Origin of the sequence: Staphylococcus coagulans (genome assembly GCF_002901995.1) — a bacterium.
Classification (GTDB): Bacteria; Bacillota; Bacilli; order Staphylococcales; family Staphylococcaceae; genus Staphylococcus; species Staphylococcus coagulans.
Map to the genome: position 1 here is coordinate 123,715 of NZ_PPQN01000011.1, position 24,737 is coordinate 148,451.

The following is a 24,737-nucleotide window of genomic DNA, read 5'->3' on the forward strand; positions in this document are numbered from 1 at the left end:
GGAACCTCTCGTAATTAAATTGAATTTGACCGTATTAATCATTCATGTGACGTAGTTTTAATAAGTTCAAAACGTTTGAATAATGATGAAAAGCCTCTACATCGTTCATGTTAAGGCTTAAATCAATTTGTGATTGAATGGTGAGAATTAACTGATGCTCAATATTTTTAGATAATTCAATAGTATACATATCTTTTAAGTAATCATGGCTATTGTAAGAAGTAATAATTTGATGTAATAATAGGCGATCCATTCTCTTATCGCGTTGAGATGTATGTCCAAAATGGATTTTTATATCAATAATGTCATCGTGCTTTACAATATTGTGAAAAATCTCGTTTGAATTCATTAAATTCGTATGTGTATCATGATACTTAATTGCAACAAACGGGGCATCTTCAGTTGCAATTTCAAGTGTGGGATGCCCCTGTACAATATGATCAACAAAATGAATACGTTCGAGCCTTTCGCTATTTGATTTGATTAGGTTTAAGATCCAAACGCTAATTCTTGATTTAAATTGATAATGAAATAGCAGATAATCAATAATGTTTCTTTTTTCGTAATTTAAATGCACTTCATACATGAATCATCACCTTAAATTAAACGTTCTTGTTCTTCAATCCATGTTGCATTACCTTTATCTTTTTCAATAAGCGTTTCGAGTATACCCTTTGCTTGACCTGTCTGACCGACTTCGATGAGGTAATAATAGTAATCTTTTAAGAAATCGATATTTTCTTTATACGTATCAAAAGCGAGTTCATAAAAATGTTGTGCTTCCTTATCGCGTTCTTCTTCTCCAAATGCATATGCCAATTGCCATACAAATTGAGGATCCATATCTTCTTCATTGACGAATTGCACCAACTCAATAATGGCTTCATATTCTTCTTCTTTTCTAAATAAGTCCGCAAGCATCAATAAAGGTTCTTGATAACTTGGATCAACTTCAAGGGCTTGTTTTAACAATTCGACACCCTCGTTTTGGTCGCCATGTTCAATTTGTAATGCGCCTGTACTATACATTAATTCTTTATAAAATTGGTTGAGTCGTAACCCCTCTTGCCCAATCTCAATGGCATCTGGAAAACTTTTTTCATTTTCATATAGTTGTTGTAAATAATAATACCCTTGGATGAAATCCGGATCTTTTTGTAATAAAGTTTTCATGAGTTTAATCGCTTCATGTGTTAAATCATTTTTTTCATAAGCAATTGCTTTTTTCAAGTAGTCTTCAGAATGAAGTTCTTTTTCGTTGATTTCATCAAACCAACGTAATGCATCCGTATAATTACCGCTTTGAAGGCTACTGTCGGCTAATCTAGAAAACAAATTGATACCATTGATTTCATATTCACCGCTTTCAAGAACAGTGTCATATTCTCGCGAAGCACGTAAATATTGTCCATCGAAATAAAGAAGCTCCGCAAGCGCAAAATGTATAATCGGATCCGCAGGTTGCATATCAATCGCTTGTTGTACTTTTTCTATTGCGATATCCACCATACTGATTTGTTGATACAAATCTGCTTCTAACATTAAACGTTCAGGAGTAAGGGGGACTTCGTTTAAATATTCTAAAGCTTCGTCTGTATGATTTTCGGAAATCAATCCATCAATAAAATAAATCAGTATTTCATCTTCATCGGGATACTTCATATAAAGAGTTCTAAAAACTTCAAGACCTTGAGGTGTTAGACCAAAATTGTATAGTGTCTCACCTAAAACGAACAACGCATCATCATCGTCAGATTCCAATGCTTGTTGTACTCGAGAATCAAGCTGGTTTAATTTTTGTAGATTGATATCATCGATTAATTTATAGATGTCTTGCATATTATCCCTCATTTTCTAATTGTTTTAACATAGGTAAGAACCCCGGGAAAGATACGTTTACACTTTCAAATTGATGAATACGTACAGGTTGTTCAGTGAGTAATGAAGCAACTGCTAGCATCATGCCAATTCTATGATCCGTATGGCTATCGAGATCTGAAAGTTTGGAAACTGTTGAAGGCTCAATGATAAGCCCATCTTCTGTCGGTTTTAATTTTAAGCCAAGTTTACTCAGTTCGTTTGCTGTCGTATCAATTCGATTGGTTTCTTTTACCTTTAATTCTTCAGCATCTTTTATGATACTTGAACTCGTAGCTTGTGTACAGAGTAATGCAATCACTGGTAACTCATCAATACAACGTGGGATGAGTGAACCTCCAATTTCAATACCTTGTAAATGAGGTGTATATTGTACACGAAGCGTCGCTGTAGGCTCGGGTCCGTCGGTTTGTTGAGTTAATGTAAGGCGGCCTCCCATTTTCTGTACAATTTCAATGATGCCATCACGTGTGGGGTTGATTCCTACATTGTTTATCGTGATATCACTATTCGGTGTTATTAAGGCAGCAACAATAAGAAAAGCGGCTGAAGAGATGTCGCCTGGAACATAAAAATCTCGTGCAGCAATGTTGTCAATCCCTCTCGGTGGCAATGTCACTGTTAATTGATTTGTTTCAACAGGTATCTGATAATGGGCAAACATCGTTTCTGTGTGATTACGAGACACTTCAATTTCATGTATGACAGTTTCTTCATTGGCAAACAAACCCGCTAATAAAATAGCACTTTTTACTTGCGCACTTGCAACGGGCATTTGATAATCTATGCCTCGAACTTGACTTGGCATTACAATGAGTGGTGTATAGTTTTCATCAACACCACTAATATTGATATTCATCTTTTGAAGTGGCTGTAAGATACGATTCATTGGCCTTTTTGCAATAGATGCATCACCTGAAAGCACACTTCTTAACCCCATTCCGCCAAATAGTCCTGCTAATAATCTTGTTGTTGTACCTGAATTTCCTGTATATAAACATTGATGGGGTGTTTTAAAATCTTGATACCCTGGTGAATCAATCACTATTTTTTCTGATGTGATGGTCATCTTGACCCCTAGTTTTTCAAATATTTCGGCTGTACGTAAACAATCTTCACCTAACAGAGGTTGATAGATGACTGATGTTCCTTTCGCTAAAGAAGCAAAAATGATTGCACGGTGTGTCATTGATTTGTCTCCGGGAACCGTGATTTCCCCTTTTAGAGGACCTTTTAATGTTATGGTTTCCATTTAATTCACCTCTTTGTGGAGTTGCTTAAGTTGCATAAATGCTTGATGTAAAATGTTACGATTCACGTGGACTGCAATAGGACTACCGATGCCTTTTAATAAAACCATGCGTACACCATCAGCGTCATTTTTTTTATCGTGTAACATCAGCGCATATAACGGTTCAAATTGGAACGATGTGACGATTTCCAAAGGATAACCTAATGATTCGAAGTAACGAGAATAGTGTTGAAGATTAAACGAAGTGTTGAATAAAATATTTGATACAATAAATTGATATAATATGCCAATCATAACAGCATAACCATGTGGTAATCGATGATGATATTCTACAGCATGACCAAAAGTATGACCTAAATTTAAAAACTGGCGTTGTCCCTTTTCTTTTTCATCTTCAACGACAATTTGTAATTTTGTTTGGATACCTTGAATTAAGTATGTTTCGATTTGTTTTAAAGATTTGAGCTCTATTTGACTCGGGTATTGATTTTCTAAAGCTTTTGTTGCATTTTCATTTCTCAATAAAGCATGTTTATAAACTTCAGCATAGCCACTTAATATTTCATTTTCAGGTAATGTCTCTAAAAAGTCTAAATCATATAGCACTGCTTTTGGCCGGTGAAATGCGCCTACTAAATTTTTACCTTGCTTTGTATTAATGCCGACCTTACCTCCGATACTTGAATCGTGTGCCAAAAGTGTCGTAGGAACTTGTATAAAATCTACGCCTCTCAAAAGTGTAGCAGCTAAAAAGCCTACAAAATCTCCTGTAGCGCCACCTCCAATTGCGACAAGACAGGTATTTCGAGTGGGATGATAAGATAACAATAACTCTAAGTACTCTTCATAATATGAGAAATATTTGACTTGCTCTCCTGAAGGAATCGTGATGCATGTCATCTCTTGAGTGGTCACAAGTTGATCGATTTTACTTTTCCAAAGTTTATAAACTGATGCATCTACGAAAACGAAAGTGTGCTGATAACTCGAAGTGAATTCGGTTAGCTTGTTTAAGGATGAATGTGCGACAATAATAGGATAATTATTTTGTGCGTATGTGGTTGTCAATTCCAATGTCAATCACCTATTCTTTTAAAATGTTTTGTTAAGTTCGCGTCTCTCTGTTACAAGTTGAACTAAACGTGCGAAATCATGTGAACCAAATTCTTCTAAAATTGCTTTCGATATTTCAAAAGATACCGCGTGTTCGCAAACGACACTCGCAGCAGGTACAGCACAACTATCTGAACGTTCAATCGTTGCTTTAAATGGCGCTTTCGTATCAATATCAACTGAATCGAGTGGTTTGTACAAGGTAGGAATCGGCTTCATAACACCATTCACAATGATTGGCATCCCATTTGACATTCCGCCTTCTAAACCACCAAGATGATTGGAGGCTCTGTAGTAACCTTTTTCCTCTGAAAATAAAATTGGGTCTTGTATTTCACTGCCTAACTTTTCACCAGCTTTAAAACCTTCGCCAAAACTAACACCTTTAAATGCATTAATACCAACGACGCTTTGTGCAATGCGACCATCTAATTTTCTATCATAATGCACATAACTTCCTATACCGATTGGCATATGATTTACAATCACTTGCACCACACCACCGATTGAGTCACCGTCTTTTTTAGCTTGATCGATTTTATCACGGATAGCTTGAGCAATTTGAGAATCAATCACGCGGACATCATTTTGATCTACATTTTCTATAATTGTTTCAATATCATAAATACCTTGATCTTTAATGCCACCAATTTCAACAACACGACTATAAACGTCTATACCCAATTGTTTAAGCATTTGCTTGCAAAGTGCCCCCACAGCCACTCTTGCCGCAGTCTCTCGTGCAGATGAACGCTCTAAGATATTGCGTAAATCACGATGGTTGTATTTCATCCCGCCAACTAAATCAGCGTGTCCTGGTCGCGGTTTAGTAATGACACGTTTCATATTGTCTTGCGCTTCTTCTGAGATAGGTTCAGCACCCATAATGTTACGCCAATGTGTAAAATCATCGTTCTTTATGACAACGGTGATAGGACTTCCTAAAGTATAGCCGTGACGCACACCAGAAACTATTTCAACTGTGTCTTTTTCAATTTGCATACGGCGACCTCGGCCGTATCCACCTTGACGTTTAAACATTTCTTCATTGATTTGATTGATATCGATTTTCATATTTGAAGGCAATCCCTCAATAATAACTGTTAATTGCGGTCCATGTGATTCTCCAGAAGTTAAAAACCTTAACATGACTGACGCGCCCCCTTAGATTAATATTCCTAATCAATTTGCGATTAATAGATTGAATTTAAAATTCGTATGCCTCATATCATAGCATAAAATAAAAGATAAATTAATACAATTCAGTCTTTTTTGTTTATCGCTTTTAATGGCTAAAGTGTTTGTTAGTATAACGCTTTTTAATCGTATTCTTTGAAGCGGCTCTGTATTAAGCGCTCTATACATAGGTTAAATGAATTGATTTGATGGAAATAGTTAGAATGATGTGTTGCTCAAAGACAACTGCTTTTGCTCGAACAAATGCTTATTATAGTAGAAAGATGTATCAATGACTATATATTCATTTGAAAGACATAAAAAGGATGTTGGCAAATACTGATGAGGCGCATATCCAAAAGAGAAACCCGAGATGATTTCGTTGTTTTTACGAAAATCTCGGGTTCTTAATAATTAACCTTCATACAACCAAGTTTCATCTGGTGTATGATATGTACTGATTTCTTCTTCGTTAAACCATAATGCAATTTCTCGCTCAGCAGATGCGACAGAGTCTGAGCCGTGGATGACATTACGACCAACAGTCAAGCCTAAGTCTCCTCGAATTGAGCCTGGTGTTGCTTCAGATGGATTTGTGCTACCGATAATATGTCTTGCGACTGCAACAGCATTTTCACCTTCTACAACCATTGCGAATACAGGTGCTGAAGTAATGAAAGAAACTAATGAAGAATAAAATGGTTTCCCTTCATGTTCTTGATAATGAGTTTCTGCAAGTGATTTAGAAACTGTCATCAATTTCGCACCTACAAGTTTTAAACCTTTTTGCTCGATACGCTGTACAATTTCACCTATTAATTTACGTTGAACAGCATCTGGCTTAATCATTACAAAGCTTTTTTCCATGTTGAGATATCCCCCTGTGTATTTATAGTACAAGAATATCCTATCATTAGTTTGAAGCGCTTTCAACAACAAACTCATCTAATGCATTCTGTTTTGTAGTCGTTTAATTAATTTTTTAAAATGCGGTGTAATATCACTTTTAGGTAAAGTATTAAGTAAGCTTGTCGCTTTATCCAAATATTTTTGACTAATATCTAGCGATTGTTGAATGACATCAGAATTTCTAATCTGATTTATGCACCACTCAAAATCAGCAGTATCTGACTGTCGATTTAAAGCCACAACTTTCTCTTTAAACGACGGATTGTTTCTCATTTCCAATAAGACAGGAAGTGTCATATGTCCATTGCGTAAATCACTTCCGACAGGCTTCCCTAATTTTTTCTCTGTACTCGTAAAGTCAAGCACATCGTCAATAATTTGAAAGCTCATTCCAATATTATGACCAATGTTGCGCATTTTTCTTACAGTTTCGGTATCGGCTTCAGCTGTCATTGCGCCAACTTCAGTTGCTAATTGGATTAACAATGCTGTTTTACGATTAATACGTCTCAAATAATTGGTCATCGATTGTGTAGCTCTAAATTGATCTTGAAATTGAAACAATTCACCTCGACAAACTTCAATAATAGCTTGTGAAAGCGTTTGATGGATGCGATAATCTTCAATTTGAGATAAGTGTTCTAATGCCCGGGCAAGCAAAAAATTTCCAGTCAATATGGCTGTAGGTTGATCCCACTTTTTTTCAATCGTCAACTTCCCTCTTCTTTTGTCGCTTAAATCAATCACATCATCATGTACAAGTGTCGCCATATGAATAAGTTCGAGCGATGTAGCTACTTGATAAGCAGCTGTATTTACAGGGTTTTGACCAACATAACTGCTTAAAATGACAAAAAGAGGTCGAATACGCTTGCCACCAGATGATAAGAGGTGATTAGCAGCATTTTCAAGTGTTGAATCATCCGATTGAACCAACTGCTTTAACGAGTTTTCAATTTTTTTAATTTCTTGATTCAAATTTATTTTCGACATGCATAATCACCTTTTAATTATTTCGATTTCGGTTTGTATGCTAAGTGCATAGCTGATACACCACCGGTAAAACTACGTACTTTAACATTTTGGAAATGCACTGATTCGAAAAGACCTTTTAATTTTTTACGATCTGGAAAATCAAATGCAGATTGCTGTAACCATTCATACTCTTGTTTTGATTTAGCGAAAATTTTACCGAATAATGGCATTACAAATTTAAAATACATTTTATAAACTTGTTTAAATACTGGAATAGTTGGTTGACTTGTTTCTAAACATACGACCATGCCCCCTGGTTTTAGGACACGATGCATTTCAGATAAAGCTTTTGAATAATCTGGAACGTTTCTTAATCCAAATCCGATTGTGACATAATCAAAAACATTATCATCAAAAGGGAGTGCCATCGCATCGCCTTGTACAAGACGAATATTATCCATATGTGCAGTCTTTTCTTCGCCCACTTTTAACATGTTTTCACTGAAATCAAGTCCTGTGACTTCGCCTTCTGGACCTACAGCTTTGCTCAACGCAATTGTCCAATCAGCAGTACCACAACATACATCTAGTGCTTTTGAACCAGGCTTAACGTTCATTTCTTTCATCACTTTTTTACGCCATACTTTATGTTGTTCAAAGCTAATAATGTTGTTTAATCGGTCATATTTACCGGATATATTTTGAAATACCTCATGAACATGGGCTTTGTTTACATTGTTTTTAGCCATTTTAGAAACCTCATTTATTCTTTAATATAATTTTGGAGTTGGTTAATCGTCTCTTCAATTTCAGTCGTATCAAAATCGATGAGATAGGTTAAATGTTGAATTTCAAGATGATTAATCAGGTAGGCACGAAGAGTATTAAATTCAGTTTCTTTGCTGAATCGGTCAATTAGAACTTTAATTAAGAGGGTTTCAATCGTAATGATTGTCTCCAAAAATTCTTTTTGGCTTAGCGCTTTGCCTTGATGTTGTATGAATGATTTCAGTTCATTTATTTTAACAATCGCCTGACTCATTTTAAGTTGAAAATGAACATCTTTTAAATCCGCTATTAATTGATAATAGTGGGCACTCATTAAATCACCTATTAAAATTGCATCCCGTTCATAATGATAGAAGCTAATCCGATCTAGATGCTTCATTGATGTATCAATTGAAAGGCATGCAAGTTTCGCATTTAAAGGGACTGATAACTGATCTAACAAATGACTTAATGGTTTATTAATATGTATATTATCTGGTTGATTCAATTGATTCAGTCGATTATCAATTTGTCGTTGTAAATACGTTAAAGTATTTTCCATATGCCCCACCTCTATTTTTAATCACTCTCTATCTTAACACTATCATTCAAAAATTTAAATCTGAATTACTTTTCTATAAGAGATATTGAGGTTTTGAGATGGTTGTATTGTGAAAAGATATGGAAAATGACTTAATTAAAGCAAAAAGCCCTATAAAGGGCTTTTTTACTTGTAAATAATTGAATTATTTTACTGCATCTTTCAATGCTTTACCTGCTTTGAAAGCTGGAACTTTACTTGCAGGAATATCAATTTCTTTACCAGTTTGAGGGTTACGTCCTTTACGTGCAGCACGTTCACGTACCTCAAAGTTACCGAAACCGATTAATTGTACTTTTTCACCTTTAGCTAGTGTTTTTTGAATTGATTCAAAAACAGCATCAACTGCTTGACCAGCTTCTTTTTTAGTAAGTTCAGCTTGATCAGCAACAGCGTTGATTAAGTCAGTTTTGTTCATGTCAATTCACCTCCTCAAAGGTTATGTAATGATAATTCAATTATCATTATGGTATGACTTTAACACAAGCCCATACAAGACTGCAACGATTTATATGCGAAAAACCTTGATTTAATCGCATTTTGTTAAATTTTAGAGATTTATGACTAAAATGACACCCTTCAAGGAAAGTTATTCTGATTTTTTAGTTCTTCCCATTAATGCTTTTACTGCGCGTTCAACAGGCTCATCCTCGAACAGTACACGGTATAACGCTTCAGTGATTGGCATCTCGACTTGTACCGCATTGGATAAATGATAAACAGATTCAGTTGTATAGACACCTTCAGCAACCATATTCATTTCACTCATAATTTCTTTCAACTTTTTCCCCTTACCGAGCTGATAACCTAAAGTGAAGTTACGAGAATGCGTTGAAGTACAAGTCACGATTAAATCTCCAATGCCTCCTAAACCTTGGAAAGTAAGAGGGTCAGCTCCCAGTTTGACACCAAGTCTTGTTATTTCAGCAAGCCCTCGTGTCATTAAAGCAGCTTTTGCATTATCACCAAAGCCCATACCGACTAATACGCCACTCGCAATAGCGATAATATTTTTCAAAGCGCCTCCGAGTTCTACGCCAACTAAATCATCATTCGTATAAACACGTAAATAATCTGTCATAAAAAGGTCTTGGATACATTTACGTAATTCAGGATCACTTGAAGCAGCTGCGACAGTTGTAGGTTGTTTAATGACAACTTCTTCAGCATGACTCGGACCAGATAGAACGCCAATGCCAGCATTATATTCAGGAGAAATTGTGTCTGCTAACATTTCAGATACACGTTTAAATGTTCCGTTTTCAATCCCTTTTGTAACATGGATAAACGATTTGCGAGTCGTTAACAATCTATTGACTTGTGTCATCACCTCTCGGATAGCTTTTGTTGGTAAGGCAACAAGGAAAATATCTGCATGGTCAATTGCCGCTTCGATATTTGTTGTCGCATTAATATGGTGATTTAATTTTACGTTCTTCAAATAATTATGATTGGTATGATGCGTGTTAATCTCTTCAACAGTTGATAAAGTTTTCCCCCACATGAGTGTGTTATGGCCATTCTCTGCTAGAACATTTGCTAATGCAGTACCAAAACTGCCTGTACCAAACACGGTAATGCTTGTCATATAAACCCCTCCGATTTAGTTTCGTTTTCGAGCAATAATGTGAACAGGCGTACCTTCAAAACCGAACGCTTGTCTAATTTGATTTTCAAGGTAACGTTTGTATGAGAAGTGTAATAGTTCAACATCATTAACAAACACCACAAACGTTGGTGGCTCAATAGCGACCTGTGTAGCATAAAATACGTTCAATCTGCGGCCTTTATCCGTAGGTGTTGGATTCATGGCAATGGCATCTGTAATGACTTCGTTCAGCGTTGAACTTTGTACACGTTTTTTATGGTTTTCACTTGCTTCGTTAATTAACGGGAATAACGTGCGTAAACGCGTACCTTCTTTAGCAGATACAAAAGCGATTTGTGCATAGTCTAAAAATTGGAAGTTTTGTCTAACATCATCCATAAATTTTTTCATTGTTTTACTGTCTTTTTCTAATGTGTCCCATTTATTGACTACGATAACGATAGCTTTTCCTTCTTCGTGTGCATAGCCCGCAACACGCTTGTCTTGTTCGATAATACCTTGTTCTGCATCGAGTACGACAAGGACGACATTAGAACGTTCAATGGCTTTCAATGCGCGTAACACTGAATATTTTTCAGTAGATTCGTAGACTTTACCTTTTTTACGCATACCCGCCGTATCAATTAATACATAATCTTGGTCTTCATAGCTGTATACAGTATCAATGGCGTCACGTGTTGTTCCTGCTACATTAGAGACGATAACACGATCTTCACCAAGAATCGCATTGATTAAACTAGATTTACCAACATTGGGTCTTCCAATTAATGATAATCGTATTGTGTCTTCATCATATGGATCTTCTTCTTCAGGTTTAAAATGTTTTGCGACCTCTTCTAATAAGTCTCCAAGTCCAAGTCCGTGTGAGCCTGAAAGTGGGAAAGGTTCTCCAAATCCAAGTGAGTAAAAGTCATAAATATCATTGCGCATTTCATGATTATCTACTTTATTGACAGCCAATACGACTGGCTTTTTTGATTTATATAGCATCTGTGCAACCATCTCATCACTTTGAGTGATACCTTCCCGCACATTGACCATAAATATAATGACATCCGCTTCATCAATCGCAATTTCGGCTTGTGCGCGAATTTGTGTTTGAAAAGGTGCATCCCCAATTTCGATACCGCCAGTATCAATAATATTAAATTCGTGTGTTAACCAATCGCCACTTGCATAAATACGGTCACGTGTTACACCAGGTGTATCTTCCACTATGGACACACGCTCGCCGACGATGCGGTTAAAAATAGTAGATTTTCCAACGTTAGGACGACCAACGATAGCAACTACAGGTTTCGTCATGATTGTTCTTCCTCTCTATTAATATCTTTATTATTTTAACATATCCATGTAAGCGCATCGACTACAAGCACTATGCTAAATACAACAATCGTATTATATCATGTGAAGTAATGGATATAAACGGAACGTATAACAGTCTTTTTCTCTTCATTAATGCATTCAAAGAAAAAGAGTAAAGTACAAGTCAATTGTAATTGCTTAGACTCATACTTTACTCCAGGAATACAGACGAATGCATCAACACATATCTGATTAATGATCTATGTTGACGCATTGTAATCTCAATAAATTTATATTATAAATTTAAGTCTTTAAGTTTATCTCCAAAAACATCTCCTAATGTAGGATTGTTTTCATTTTCATCAGTTGATTGTTGCGTGTATTGTTGTGTTGTTTCCTCTGAAGCTTCTTCAGTTTCCTCTTTAGGTAAAGCCGCTTTGATTGATAATGAAATACGTTCTTCTTCAGGATTGATACCTAAAATTTTAACTTGAACTGTTTGTCCAGGCTCAAGTACTTCACCAGGTGTACCAATGTGCTTATGGCTGATTTCAGAGATATGAACAAGGCCTTGTAAACCATGATCGATTTCAACAAATGCACCGAAAGAAGCTAAACGCATAACTTTACCTTCTACAACGTCACCTTCACTATATTTTTCTTGAATCGTTTCGAAAGGACTAGGTAAAGTATCTTTAATTGAAAGTGAAACACGCTCAGAATCTTGTTCTACAGAACGAACTTTCACTTTTACAGTATCGCCAATTGTAACGACTTCTTCAGGTGTTTTTACATGCTCGTGAGATAACTCAGATACATGGACTAAACCATCTACGCCACCAAGATCGATGAAAGCACCAAAGTTAGTTAATCGTGCTACTTTTCCTTCGATAATGTCGCCAGCTTTAATAGATTTTAAAAGTTCTGCTTTTTTCTTCTCATTTTCTTCTGCTTCTACTGCTTTGCGGCTTAAGATGACACGATTTTTTTCAGGTTCAAGTTCTTCAACTTTAAGTTCAAGCACCTTACCTTCATAATCTGAGAAATCTTCAATGTAATCAGTTGAAATTAACGATGCAGGAATGAATCCTCTTTGACCAACATCCACAACTAAGCCACCTTTAACAACTTCTGTTACTTTAGCCTCAATTGTTTCGTTGTTATCTAATTTTTCTTGTAAGTACGCATAAGATTTCTCTTCTTCTAACTTGCGTTTAGAAAGGATGTAACTTCCTGTTTCATTTTCCTCATCGATTTCAATTTTAGTAACATATGCACCGATTTCATCTCCAACTTTAACAACTTCATTCGCGTTGTCCACGTGATAAGTTGATAGTTGGCTGATAGGAATAATGCCGTTAAATTTTCCACCATTTACATGTACAACAACGTGTTTATCTTCAATTTGCTGTACTTCACCTGTAATCTTATCGCCTTCCTTAATGTCATTAATCATTGATTCATTGAATTCTTCAGTCATCATGAATGCCTCCTTATACTACTACATAATAATAACTTCTTATAAAAGCGTTGAATTGTCAAGAAATTTAGATAAGTTTGAATAAAATAATTCAAACTTTATTTACTAGCGCTATAATTCTATCTGTGACCTCTTCAATCGATAATCCTGTTGTATCAATTTCTACAGCGTCATCTGCTTTTTTTAATGGTGAAATTTCACGATTCATATCATAGGCATCTCTTTCGGCAATATCTTTTTTTAATTGTTCGATTGAGGATACAATTCCGCGTTCTTGGTTATCTTTGAAGCGGCGCTCAGCACGCTCTTCAACAGATGCAATCATATATACTTTCACTTCGGCATCAGGAAGAACAGTTGTGCCAATATCTCGGCCATCCATAACGATGCCTTTTTTAGCCGCTAATTTTTGTTGTGCTTGTACTAAAAACGCACGTACCTCTTTGATTGAAGCAACATAGGATACTTCTTGCGTGACATCGTTTTCTCGTAGAAAATCAGTGACATCTTCATCATTTAAATAGACACGCTGCCCTTTTTCTGGATCATATGCAAGATGTAAATCAATTTGATCCATCATTTTGTCAAAATGCACAATGCGGTCCTTATGTTGTAAGTAATAATAAGTGATCGCACGATACATAGCCCCTGTATCGACGTAGACCATTCCGAGTTGTCCTGCAACTCTTTTCGCTATAGTACTTTTACCAGCAGCCGCTGGTCCATCTAATGCAATGTTTATCGCTGTCATTTGTTACCTTCCTTGTCGTTTGTTTAACATTATTTTATCATAAGAATGGATGGCTTTACGAGGAGGAACTTATATGAAAAAATTATTAGTCATACATACAGGGGGCACCATAAGTATGTCGGAAGATGAATCGAATAAAGTCAGTACGACTGCTGACAACCCTATCTCACATCATCATGATGTCATTGCGAAATATGCAAAAATTGATGAAATGATGCCTTTTAACGTGCCTTCGCCACATATGACAATAGAGCATGTGAAGATTTTAAAAAATACGATTGAAACACCAGAAAACTTGAATTATTATGATGGCTTTGTCATTACTCACGGTACAGATACATTAGAAGAAACTGCTTTTTTATTAGATTTAACAGTTGCTACTTCTAAACCGATTGTTATCACGGGTGCCATGCGGTCTTCAAATGAAATTGGTTCCGATGGTCTATACAATTTTATCGCTGCAATTCGTGTTGCGATATCGGATGACTCTGAAAATAAAGGTGTAATGGTTGTATTTAATGATGAAATTCACACGGCACGTAATGTGACTAAAACACATACATCAAATACGAATACATTTCAAAGTCCCAATCACGGGCCGCTTGGTGTGATAACGAAAGCAGGCATTTACTTTCATCATAAACCTTATGAAAGTCAAAATTTTCATTTGATTGACTCTACACTGAACATTCCACTTGTTAAAGCGTATATGGGAATGGGAAGTGAAATGTTGCAATTTTATGCAGATACACAAGTAGATGGATTAATCGTCGAAGCATTAGGGCAAGGTAATCTGCCGCCTACTGCAATGCAAGGTCTGAATGTATGTTTAGCACAAGGTATACCCATTGTGTTAGTTTCACGTTCTTTTAACGGTATTGTAAGTGCTGTGTATGCGTATGAAGGTGGCGGTCATCAACTGTATGAAAAAGGTGTTATCTTTTCTAATGGGTTAAATGGTCAAAAAGCTAGACTTAAATTGTTAGTGGCATTAAGTAATCAATTGACGCATCCACAAATACAAAACTATTTTAATGAATAAAACCATATAAATTGGATTTTTTAAGATAGGATAAAAGTGATTGTGGATGAGTCTAACTGGCGTTATGCGCGAACGCATTGAGGAACATAAGTTTGTTCTTTAATGCGTTTTATATGCGGACTGATTAATTTAAAATAAGCAAAAATTGGGGTTAATATACGTAAAACTGAATTTATGAGAAGATTATAAATAAACAACAGAGCAGTAGTTGTCTATGTCATGCTTGCCTTAGACAACTACTGCTCTGTTTAGATACGCTAAAGGCAGCGTATCATTTATGATTCTAGCGGTGCTTGCTTTTTAGTTAAAATATCTTGCGCAATTGCATCGCCATGATATTTGCCATTTTCTATAAAAATTGTGTTCGCATCATTTCCTGCCGCAATAACACCTGCAATATAGCAATTTTCGATATTTGTTTCATACGTATCGTGATGGTATACTGGCGCTGTTCCAAAATCGTTTGTATGCACTTCGATACCGATAGATTTCAAAAATTCATAATCTGGATGATAGCCAATCATTGCAAATACATAATCGTTTGGAATGGTGATACGTTCACCCTCTTTTTCAAAAGTAACATGACTGTCAGTAATTTGAGTGACAACACTATTAAAATGCATTTTTACGTTTCCTCTACGGACCAATGATTCAAAATTAGGTAAAATCCATGGCTTAATAGAAGGTGAATAATCTGCACCACGATAGATTACGGTTACTCGTGCTCCCGCTTTTTCTAATTCAATTGCAGCATCGACTGCTGAATTTTTCCCACCGATAACAACGACATCTTGGTCAAAATAAGGATGGGGTTCTTTGAAATAATGCATGACTTTTGAAAGTTCAGCGCCTTCAACCTCTAATGCGTTATGCTGACCATAATAACCCGTTGCAACAGTTAAAAAACGACATTGATAAACATCTTTCGTAGTAGTTAAAGTGAAATGATCGTCCATTTTCTTCACTGTTAAAACTTCTTCAAAAGCATTAATAGTTAACTGATGATACTTTACGACTTCTCTATAATAAACAAGTGCTTGATTTCTTCTAGGTTTAAGCTCCTCAACAATAAAAGGAACATCACCAATGCTGAGTTTATCACTTGAAGAGAAAAATGTTTGGTGTGTAGGGTAATGATAAATGGCATCTACTACATTACCTTTCTCAATAATAAGCGTTTCAATCCCTTTTTTCTTTTGTTCTATAGCAGCACTTAAGCCACAAGGACCGCCACCGATGATGATACTCTCTACAGTTTTCATTTTTAAACAAGAACATTAAAAAATGATGGTGAGTTACCACATATTATGCTACTTTAATGTTCTATATAGCCTCCTAATTCACATACTAGCACAGTATATTATAAGAACTGTTATTTTCCTTAAGTATTATAACAAGTTTTTTTATGAATCTAAATTGAAATGTATGTATAAAGTGTTAAATTTTTTCAGGCTAATGAAGTGACTAGAATACTGGTTTATGCGTTTTTTCCTTCTTTTATATGACTTGTAATTTTGACTCCCTCAAAATTTAAAACATAAATAAGACTAGGAAATCTTGATTTATTTAGATTTCCTAGTCTTATTTTTAATCATCTGTATTGGCTGAGGATGATAGTACTGTATATGCGTCTCCCCAGTCATATAAAATATAATAATTATGGAATAATCAATTGTTGTCCATTTCTAATATTATTACCTTGGATACCATTTGCACGTCTAATTTTTTCGACATTTTCAGGAGAACCATTTCCATAGTATTGAATGGCAATGCGGTATAAGTTTTGGTTACCTGTTACCGTATGGGTATGGCCAGTATTATTTTGTGGTTGTTGATTATTTGCTTGACCATTTTGTTGGCCATATTGTTGATTACTTTGATTATATTGTTGTTGATTTTGATCTGTAGGATCTTGTGCACTGTTGTTATTTTGATCTGATGCATTTGAGTCATCAGTGGCATTGTTATTATCAGCGCTATTATTGTCATCTTGACTGTCTGATTGTGCTTTATCATCGTCTTTAGTCGATTTATCTTTCTCTTTATCTGATTTACTGTGCTCTTTCGTTTCATGTTTTTGAGCAACGTGTGATGCATGGTCGCCTTGTTGATTATGGTTAACGAGATAAATACCACCAAAAATCGCTAAAGTACCTAATAAAATAATCGCTGCTAATAAAGGTAACAATTTCTTGAATCTACCACCGCCTGATCTGCCATTTGAAACATGTGTCTCATAAGCGGGTTGACTGTTTTCAGTACCTGTATGTGATGATTGATGTGTTTGTGACGCGCCTGCTCCTACTGCTGCATCACTTACTGCATTTTCTTTATCTGTTTTATTTTCATGCTGCGCTTTTTTATCGCTTAAAGATGCATCCTCTTGGTTTGAATGGACACTTTCTGAAGACTCGTGATGAGAGGTTGTTTTATTGTGATGATGTTTAGCGATAGCGCCACCCCCTACAGCGGCAGCACCTGTTAAGGCAGCTTTGTCTTTAGTATTGCTTTTTTTGTGATCACCTGTCTGCGCAGTATGATTTTGATCATGTGTTTGCTCTGCTTTATGATCTTTTATACTTTGGTCATTTTGTTGAGCCTCTTGCGTTGAATGCTCTGTTGCCTCATCTTTGGCGATAGGTTGATCGTTTTTCGCTTTTCCATGTTCATCCTGATGATTGACAAAGCCCCCTACTTTCCCAGGTCTTTTTTGAGATTTTTCATTAGTTTCCTGTTCACTCGAATCAATTTGTTGATCTGCTTGATTTTTGTCATTTACAGGTGATGGACCATGTTCTCTCTTTCTATGACGTCTTGATGCATTTCGAGGTGGGAATTGTTGGTTGTTTTCAGTTTGTTGTTCTGAATCGTCTACATGGATCTCACTTGATGGTTCATCATGATTGTGAGATTTAATTTCTTGACGACTCTGTTCGAATTCATCCTTAAAATTATCTTTTGACACATACATTCATCCTCTCTACTTATATTAAATATATAGCTATATTTAAGGAATTTAAAACATGATAACCTCAATTGTTAAAGAAAATTTACCAACCGTTTACATATCCCGATGATTGAAATAGCTATTAAGTATTTATATTGATTATAGCGGTTTTAAAAACGCTGTGTAAAGCATTGTGAAAACTAATGAAATAAATTTTCTAATTTTTCATTGTAGTCTAACTTTCGCTTCACTTTTTTCTTATTTTTTTCATATATAGGTTCGATTGTTTCACAACGATCACAACATTGTGACGTAGTTTCATTAGGCATTTGAAAATAAGAAAGGAGATGCTGTCTTCTACATTTTTGAGTTAAAACATAATGATGCATATGGCGGAAAGCGCGCAATTTTATTTCTTCATTTTGTTTGAAAATGGCACGTAATTGTGCGAGTGTAAATGCCTCGCTCAAAACATCTAAAATCTCTATTATTTCTGAGTCTATCAATTGTCCGAGTTCATATTGTTGAATATCTTCTTCTCTTATAATATTTCCTGTTGCCAGAGTTTCCATTAAATATTGGTCATCTGGCTGAAACAATGCAATCGCTTGGCTTTGTTGACCATCTCTACCAGCACGTCCAATTTCTTGCATATAGCTAGAAGGACTTGGAGAAAGATGAAAGTGAATGATTGTCCGGATATCTGGTTTATTAATTCCCATTCCAAAAGCACTCGTCGCTACAATGATGCGAATATCATTTTTTAAAAACTGCTGTTGTACCGTTAATCGTTCTTGATAAGATAAATCTCCATGATAAATTCCTGTTAAATACCCAGCTTGATAAATGGTCTGTGCAAGCGCTAAGCAAACTTTTTTTGAAGAGACATAAACGATGGTTGGTCCTGAATGCGCAATTTTGTTAATTAACCATGTAACTTTCTCTTCATGAGAAGCCATTAATTCTACGGAAAGAGAAATATTAGGACGGTCCATTGAAAATTGAATCTTGTGCATCGGTTGTTGAATAACCCTTTCAATATCTTGTTGTAAGTGAGTTGTCGCTGTTGCTGTCAATGCTAAAACAGTTGCCTGTTCAAACTGTTGCGTTATCTTTCCGATTAAAGCATAATGCGGTCGAAAGTCAAACCCCCACTCAGAAAGACAGTGGACTTCATCTAATACCACAATGCCAAAGGAAATATTTTTAAATTGGTTGAAGTTATGCGGTTGTAAAATGAACTCTGGGCTCACAAAAACAAAACGCGAAGATTTTATTTGTGCAAGCGCTACTCTTTTTTCAGCATCTTCTAAACCAGAATGAATGGCAACAACCTTTTGCTCCCCTTTCATTTTCATTTGCATCACTTGATCGTCCATTAAAGAAATAAGAGGTGAGATAATAAGTGTTGGCTGTTGTTTTATATAAGTAGGCAATTGATAGCAAAGTGTTTTACCTGTACCGGTTGGTAAAATACCCAGCGTATTCTGATGTTGTAACACACTGGAAATGATTTCTTCTTGCCCTGGTCTAAATGATGTGAAGCCGAAAAATTGTTTTAAAGCTGCTTTAAGCATCTAATTCTCCTTTAGCAATACCTACAATTGCAAGTTTAATTTCGAAGTACGACATGTTATAAAATCGTTCTTTATAACGTTTTAAACGCTGATACGGTTCAGCATTATATTGATTAATAAATTCTTGATTAAAGTGATGGAGAAAATCCTGATAGTTATGCATTTGATTTTTCATAAATAAATCTAAAATATGATCCTCGATTGTATTTTCTCTCACACCTTCAATTTGAGCAATTTTTTGGAGGGTGTAGCCTTGATTCAATAGTTGCGCTGTCCGATGAACCGGTTGTGAAACGTCAAGTCTCAGTGCACATTGTGAAAGTATAGGAAAGTCACTGCTTTCGTTTATCATTATATAAATTTGAACAAGTTCTTCGTAAAACATTTTGAATAAATCGTCGCTCTCGATAGATTCAATCATACTGATTTGGGTAAAAGTATACATCGGCTCATCAAAACCTGTTAATAAATAATGGGTACAAATTTTTTCTCGTTGTGCTTCTAATTTTTGATAAAGCGTACGCAATTCTTGCTCTAATTGAGACAAAATATTTTCTGTTTGATCAGATTGATAAATTTGCTTTACAACATGATGGACTTCAGTTTGAGAAGAAATCGGTTGAAAAGTCATTTGATTGTGTCTGGCATATGAATAAGTTTGTATGAGTAGTTGTATTGCATTAAAAGAAGCTTGTAAACATGGAAAAGTAACTTGATTTGTTATTTTTAGGTCGGTTGTTAAGGGTTCTTCTTTAATGATTTCTTCAAAAGTTTGCATTTTAAGCTTAGGTGCACAACCATATAAAGACAACAGATTTAAAGAGACAGCATCAAAAAAAGTTTGATGAGATTTTTTTCCTATGATAATATTAAAGATGCTTTTTTTAGTTTTGTAGGCTGATGCATGATGATATGCATAATTAATTAAGTGTTTCATCATTAGACCTCATTCTAAAACGAATATATTGAAAATTTAAGTACACAGAACTACAATAAAATTATAATGTTAGTGTGGCACTTTGAAAAGGGAGGCGAAAAAAATTGGCTAAATATACGATAGTTGATATGGATACTTGTATCGCTTGTGGTGCATGTGGTGCAGCGGCTCCAGATATTTATGACTACGACGATGAGGGTATCGCATATGTGATTTTAGATGACAACCAAGGTACAACGCCAGTACCAGAAGAATTGTATGAAGACCTTGAAGATGCTTTTGAAGGTTGCCCTACTGATTCTATTAAAGTTGAAGAGGAATCATTTGACGGCGATGCACTCAAATTTGAGTAGACAATAAACAGAGATGATTGCTAGAGACAAGATGTCTTTAATATAAATATAAAACAATTGAATGTCTAAGTATAGACAGAAGTTGAGTGGATGTTTTCATGTTGTACATCCTACTCAACTTATTTATTTTAAAGTTGTAAATAGTGCATTCAGCTACCCTTGTCATTAAAATTTCCGCATAAAAAAGAGATGCGTCTTCACAAAGTGTAGAAGATACATCTCTTTTTTTGTTTGATAACAACATCAACGTTAAGCAAAGTCATCTAGGTTGATTCGGCTTTGTGTCAGACTACCCACTCATGCGCTTCGTTTTGATATGTTTTTATTTTAGAATGTGGCCAATACGTCGATATAACAATATAAAGATAACTGATATTAACGCACCTTTAATGATATTGAAAGGAATGATGCCCGCTGCAATGATAAGCTTTAGATTATTCGCTACATCGGCTAAATTCATAATCATACCAAACAATGGAAGCAGTACGAAATAATTTAAAATGCTTAGTAAAATAGTCATAGCTAATGTCCCAACGACGAGGCCAATGATTAATTGACGTGTTGTTTGGCGTGATTGATATACCCAATAACTCACCAATAACAATGTTGTTCCAGCTAAGAAGTTGGCAACTGGTCCAACAGGATCACTCACATTGAAGAAGAAATTAAGTAAATTCTTAATTAATTCTACTAAAACGCCAGCAATGGGTCCTAAAGTAAAAGTAGCTAATAAAGATGGTACATCACTAAAGTCAATCGTTAAATATGGCGGTAAAAATGGAAGAGGGAATTTAATAAACATTAAGACAACCGATATGGCACTTAACATTCCCACAATAATCAAATGTCGTGTTTGCTTTTGTTTCATGAAAAAACCTCCTATTAAATTCATCTTAGTTGAATAGGAGGATTAAAAAGCAACACAAATAAACCTCCATCTTCTCCCATCCAGACTTTACTGTCGGCTCTAGAATCTCACTAGATCAGCCACAAAACATCAAGATTTTGATTTTTTGCAGGTCGCAGGCTTTAAATTTACTGCCGGTTGGGAATTGCACCCTACCCCGAAGATGAATTCGTTTTTCTATTTTAATGAGTATAGTGTACATGAGAATGCAGTCCAAAACAATGTTTTTGCAATCATTTGACAGTGAGCTTCTTTGAGAGGATGGTTTTATTTGAAATTTATACTATGATGCAATGCCGATTGTGATTGACGTAAAAAACAGATATAAGCGTATTATCTCCTTAATTATAAGTTGTCGGATACTTCTAATTGTAGAAAGGATTGTGCGCTTTTTGTATCAAATATGAATTTGGGAAATACAATATTTAATCACTTTTCCTTCTTGAACGCGCTTGCTTAGAGGACAAAAGCTATAGGCTAAGTTACTTCGTTATAAAAGCGAAGTTATACAATATGAAGTTTTATCATAAAAAGAAAGTACTCAGACGATTTCTATTAAAAATCATCTGAGTACTATTGATTTTGGATTTGATGTCCTAATCTTATTGGTCTACTAAAGTGTGATAAGTATTAAGTAGATAAGAAAACGGTCACTTTATGATTTTTTAAACTTTATGCCTTCTTTTTAGGCAGTGTGATGGTAAAGATTGTTCCCTCGTTGATACGACTGTCAACATCGATGTGGCCACCATGCGCTTCAATAATCATTCGCGTGATAAATAGCCCAAGTCCAGTACCTTGTTTTCCGCGTTTACGAGCGGCATCAACTTTATAAAAGCGTTCAAAAACTTTTTCTAAATGTTCGGATGGAATACCCACACCTGTATCTTTAACGATTAAAATTTGTTGGTCTACAGTTGATTTCGCATGAATAGATATCGTATCCCCTGGCTGTGTGTATCGAGATGCATTATCAACTAAGTTAGTTAGTACTTGCTCCATACGATCAAAGTCATAATACCAAGGTGACGCCATTTCACCATCAAGTTGAAAATCAAGATGTAAATCGAGCTCATAAGCTTGTTGTCTATATTTAATCGCCATTTTTTTAATTAAATCACTCATAGGCTGGACTTCTTGCGTTACATTTAGGCCTTCAGCATCCATTTTTGCTACGTTTAACAGTTCATTAACGAGTCGACTGAGGCGCTTAGATTCATCTAAAACGATAGACAAAAATTCATTAATTTCATCAGGTTCTGTGACCACGCCATCAACAATTGACTCGGTATAGCCTTGTAATAAAGAAATAGGTGTTCTAAGTTCATGAGAGACACTAGCAATAAAATCTTTCTTCACTTGTTCAAGCTCATGTTCATTCGTCATATCTCTGATGATTACCACAAGTCCACCTTCACCATTCGTTTGAATATTATGAATGTAACTCATAATGACCACATAAAAACGTTGATTCATTTCATATTCTCTGAATTCTGTACTTTGACTTTTAAAAGTATCATCAATCTGTTGATCGAACATCTCTTTATCATGCGCGTTCATTTCTGACAACATCCGTTGCGCGAGCTGATTTGAGATGATAGTTTGTCGTTGGTGATTAATCCCTAGCACACCTTCAACCATTGAATTAATTAATGTATCTCGAATATTTTTAGAAGTGACTAATGCATCGATATGATTTTGGATGCTTCGACTCATTTTGTTAAAAGTCATCGCCAATTCGCCAATTTCATCTTTTGTTTGGACGGGGACACGCTTATCATAATTTCCACGTGCGACCTCTCTTGCCTGCGTTTTAAGTTGACGTAAAGGATGTGTAATACGTGTTGATAAGAAAAATGCGAAAACGGTCGTAACTGCTAAAAAGACGACAGCAGTAATTAAAATAATGATGGTAATAATGTTATTTGTTTCATCAATGCTTTTTAAGTCTTGATAAATAAAAATAACAGAAGCTTTGCCGGTTGAATCTTTCGACGGATACCCAAGCAATACAAAAGTGTGCTTTTTCCCATCAATATTAAACATGACATGTTGAAGTTTCGATTTGTTTTGTGTTAAAACTTTATCAAATAATGCATGGTGATTGATTTCTTTTAACATTTTAGATTTGACCATATCGTGCTCGTTGATATGAAGGCGATCGGGTAAGATAATGAGACCTTTATTATTTTCCAATAGGTCTTCACTATGTTCAATTGCAATTTTACGATTATGACTATTTTCAATCACTTTACTTACATTTTCAGCACTTTTATAGAGAGAGCGTTCTGTTTCTTGCGTAAAATAATATTGGAAAAATGTGATGAGCGCAGCGCTTAATAAAATTAAAACTGTCGTTACTATTAATAAAATAGTTAACCACAGTTTTATAACGACATTATTGAGTCGTTTCATCCGACTGAATAACTTCAAACTTATAGCCTACTCCCCATACAGTTTGAATCATTTTAGCTGCATCTGCAGAAACTCGATTCAATTTTTCACGCAAGCGTTTGACATGTGTATCCACAGTTCTTAAATCACCGTAAAATTCATAGTGCCAAACTTCTTTTAATAATTGCTCTCTATCAAAAACTTTATTTGGCGTTTTAGCTAAAAAGATGAGTAGCTCATATTCTTTAGGTGTTAAATTCACTGGTGTTTCATCCGCTAAAACTTTATGCGCATCATTGTCAATTGTGAGGTGTTTAAACTCAACCATGTCACGCGCATGAGGTTCATTTTGTTCAGCTGTTGCCGATTGTGTCCGGCGTAAAAGTGCTTTGACACGTAAAACGACTTCGCGAGGTGAAAAAGGTTTAACAATATAATCATCTGCACCGGATTCAAAACCTTCAACACGATTATTTTCTTCACCTTTAGCTGTGAGCATAATAATTGGCGTATCTTTCGTTTCGCGTAATTTCATCGCAACTTCAAGACCATCTAATTCAGGTAACATCAGGTCTAATAAAATACATGCATAATCGTATTTCGTTGCTAGTTCTAATGCTTCGCGACCATCACTCGCTTCAGCTATCTCGTAACCTTCTCTTTCTAAGTACAATTTTAATAATTTTCTAATACGATGTTCATCATCTACGACTAAGATTTCATTAGTCATCATGACATACCTCCCACACATGGTGACATTTAT

23 protein-coding genes and 1 riboswitch are annotated in these 24,737 nt (G+C 35.4%); of the genes, 2 read left to right on the top strand and 21 right to left on the bottom strand.

Annotated elements, in window-relative coordinates; genetic code table 11:
* Positions 1 to 34: 34 nt before the first annotated feature.
* From CD118_RS02895 to cmk, 14 genes are all read right to left on the bottom strand, one after another.
* On the bottom strand, positions 35 to 586 hold the full coding sequence (locus CD118_RS02895; protein WP_060829899.1) for a YpiB family protein: 552 nt from the start codon (positions 584 to 586) through the stop codon (positions 35 to 37).
* 11 nt (positions 587 to 597) lie between these two features.
* Positions 598 to 1,839, bottom strand: a complete 1,242-nt coding sequence (locus CD118_RS02900) for a tetratricopeptide repeat protein (RefSeq protein WP_060829898.1) — start codon at positions 1,837 to 1,839, stop codon at positions 598 to 600.
* A gap of 1 nt (position 1,840) precedes the next feature.
* Positions 1,841 to 3,130, bottom strand: coding sequence for a 3-phosphoshikimate 1-carboxyvinyltransferase (gene aroA / locus CD118_RS02905; RefSeq protein ID WP_060829897.1), 1,290 nt, complete (start codon positions 3,128 to 3,130; stop codon positions 1,841 to 1,843).
* Positions 3,131 to 4,204 carry a 3-dehydroquinate synthase gene (aroB, locus tag CD118_RS02910; RefSeq protein WP_060829896.1) on the bottom strand — a complete coding sequence of 358 codons (1,074 nt, stop codon included), beginning with the start codon at positions 4,202 to 4,204 and terminating at the stop codon, positions 3,131 to 3,133.
* An 18-nt stretch (positions 4,205 to 4,222) separates the two neighbouring features.
* Positions 4,223 to 5,392 (bottom strand): chorismate synthase, encoded by a 1,170-nt coding sequence (gene aroC / locus CD118_RS02915; RefSeq protein ID WP_103356212.1) that lies wholly within the window; start codon positions 5,390 to 5,392, stop codon positions 4,223 to 4,225.
* Positions 5,393 to 5,833: 441 nt separating this feature from the next.
* On the bottom strand, positions 5,834 to 6,286 hold the full coding sequence (ndk, locus tag CD118_RS02920) for a nucleoside-diphosphate kinase (protein ID WP_016425108.1): 453 nt from the start codon (positions 6,284 to 6,286) through the stop codon (positions 5,834 to 5,836).
* A gap of 78 nt (positions 6,287 to 6,364) precedes the next feature.
* The gene (locus tag CD118_RS02925; RefSeq protein WP_103356213.1) at positions 6,365 to 7,321 is read right to left on the bottom strand and encodes a polyprenyl synthetase family protein; all 957 of its coding nucleotides are present in this window, start codon (positions 7,319 to 7,321) and stop codon (positions 6,365 to 6,367) included.
* Positions 7,322 to 7,338: 17 nt separating this feature from the next.
* A complete protein-coding gene (locus tag CD118_RS02930) occupies positions 7,339 to 8,052 on the bottom strand; it encodes a demethylmenaquinone methyltransferase (RefSeq protein WP_050330865.1) in 714 nt (237 codons plus the stop codon).
* Between the two features lie 14 nt (positions 8,053 to 8,066).
* Positions 8,067 to 8,633, bottom strand: a complete 567-nt coding sequence (locus tag CD118_RS02935; RefSeq protein ID WP_016425111.1) for a heptaprenyl diphosphate synthase component 1 — start codon at positions 8,631 to 8,633, stop codon at positions 8,067 to 8,069.
* Between the two features lie 184 nt (positions 8,634 to 8,817).
* Positions 8,818 to 9,090 carry an HU family DNA-binding protein gene (locus CD118_RS02940; protein WP_016425112.1) on the bottom strand — a complete coding sequence of 91 codons (273 nt, stop codon included), beginning with the start codon at positions 9,088 to 9,090 and terminating at the stop codon, positions 8,818 to 8,820.
* A gap of 171 nt (positions 9,091 to 9,261) precedes the next feature.
* Entirely contained in the window at positions 9,262 to 10,260 is a 999-nt protein-coding gene (locus CD118_RS02945) for an NAD(P)H-dependent glycerol-3-phosphate dehydrogenase (protein WP_060829893.1), read from the bottom strand.
* A gap of 15 nt (positions 10,261 to 10,275) precedes the next feature.
* A complete protein-coding gene (der, locus tag CD118_RS02950; protein WP_060829892.1) occupies positions 10,276 to 11,586 on the bottom strand; it encodes a ribosome biogenesis GTPase Der in 1,311 nt (436 codons plus the stop codon).
* Between the two features lie 295 nt (positions 11,587 to 11,881).
* A complete protein-coding gene (gene rpsA / locus CD118_RS02955; protein ID WP_037559132.1) occupies positions 11,882 to 13,066 on the bottom strand; it encodes a 30S ribosomal protein S1 in 1,185 nt (394 codons plus the stop codon).
* 91 nt (positions 13,067 to 13,157) lie between these two features.
* Positions 13,158 to 13,817: a (d)CMP kinase gene (gene cmk / locus CD118_RS02960; RefSeq protein ID WP_060829890.1), complete on the bottom strand. Its 660-nt coding sequence runs from the start codon at positions 13,815 to 13,817 to the stop codon at positions 13,158 to 13,160.
* A 73-nt stretch (positions 13,818 to 13,890) separates the two neighbouring features.
* Here cmk and CD118_RS02965 point away from each other — a divergent pair, with 73 nt between their 5' ends.
* Positions 13,891 to 14,859 carry an asparaginase gene (locus tag CD118_RS02965; RefSeq protein WP_103356214.1) on the top strand — a complete coding sequence of 323 codons (969 nt, stop codon included), beginning with the start codon at positions 13,891 to 13,893 and terminating at the stop codon, positions 14,857 to 14,859.
* Between the two features lie 275 nt (positions 14,860 to 15,134).
* Here CD118_RS02965 and ypdA read toward each other — a convergent pair whose 3' ends face one another.
* From ypdA to CD118_RS02985, 4 genes are all read right to left on the bottom strand, one after another.
* Positions 15,135 to 16,121 carry a bacillithiol disulfide reductase YpdA gene (gene ypdA / locus CD118_RS02970; RefSeq protein WP_103356215.1) on the bottom strand — a complete coding sequence of 329 codons (987 nt, stop codon included), beginning with the start codon at positions 16,119 to 16,121 and terminating at the stop codon, positions 15,135 to 15,137.
* A 395-nt stretch (positions 16,122 to 16,516) separates the two neighbouring features.
* Positions 16,517 to 17,824: a LysM peptidoglycan-binding domain-containing protein gene (locus CD118_RS02975; protein WP_103356242.1), complete on the bottom strand. Its 1,308-nt coding sequence runs from the start codon at positions 17,822 to 17,824 to the stop codon at positions 16,517 to 16,519.
* Positions 17,825 to 18,006: 182 nt separating this feature from the next.
* Positions 18,007 to 19,383, bottom strand: coding sequence for a RecQ family ATP-dependent DNA helicase (locus CD118_RS02980; RefSeq protein WP_060829886.1), 1,377 nt, complete (start codon positions 19,381 to 19,383; stop codon positions 18,007 to 18,009).
* Positions 19,376 to 20,320: a helix-turn-helix domain-containing protein gene (locus CD118_RS02985; protein ID WP_103356216.1), complete on the bottom strand. Its 945-nt coding sequence runs from the start codon at positions 20,318 to 20,320 to the stop codon at positions 19,376 to 19,378. The genes CD118_RS02980 and CD118_RS02985 overlap by 8 nt, the downstream gene beginning before the upstream one ends.
* 104 nt (positions 20,321 to 20,424) lie before the next feature.
* Here CD118_RS02985 and CD118_RS02990 point away from each other — a divergent pair, with 104 nt between their 5' ends.
* Positions 20,425 to 20,673 (top strand): ferredoxin, encoded by a 249-nt coding sequence (locus CD118_RS02990; RefSeq protein ID WP_014613875.1) that lies wholly within the window; start codon positions 20,425 to 20,427, stop codon positions 20,671 to 20,673.
* A gap of 322 nt (positions 20,674 to 20,995) precedes the next feature.
* On the opposite strand, the gene CD118_RS02995 is transcribed toward CD118_RS02990, so the two are convergent.
* The 3 genes from CD118_RS02995 to CD118_RS03005 form a co-directional block, all read right to left on the bottom strand.
* Entirely contained in the window at positions 20,996 to 21,541 is a 546-nt protein-coding gene (locus CD118_RS02995) for an ECF transporter S component (protein WP_103356217.1), read from the bottom strand.
* Positions 21,542 to 21,605: 64 nt separating this feature from the next.
* Positions 21,606 to 21,749, bottom strand: a riboswitch (FMN riboswitch).
* A 503-nt stretch (positions 21,750 to 22,252) separates the two neighbouring features.
* The gene (locus CD118_RS03000; RefSeq protein WP_060829884.1) at positions 22,253 to 23,995 is read right to left on the bottom strand and encodes an ATP-binding protein; all 1,743 of its coding nucleotides are present in this window, start codon (positions 23,993 to 23,995) and stop codon (positions 22,253 to 22,255) included.
* A complete protein-coding gene (locus CD118_RS03005) occupies positions 23,979 to 24,704 on the bottom strand; it encodes a response regulator transcription factor (RefSeq protein ID WP_050331964.1) in 726 nt (241 codons plus the stop codon). The genes CD118_RS03000 and CD118_RS03005 overlap by 17 nt, the downstream gene beginning before the upstream one ends.
* Between the last annotated feature and the right edge of the window lie 33 nt (positions 24,705 to 24,737).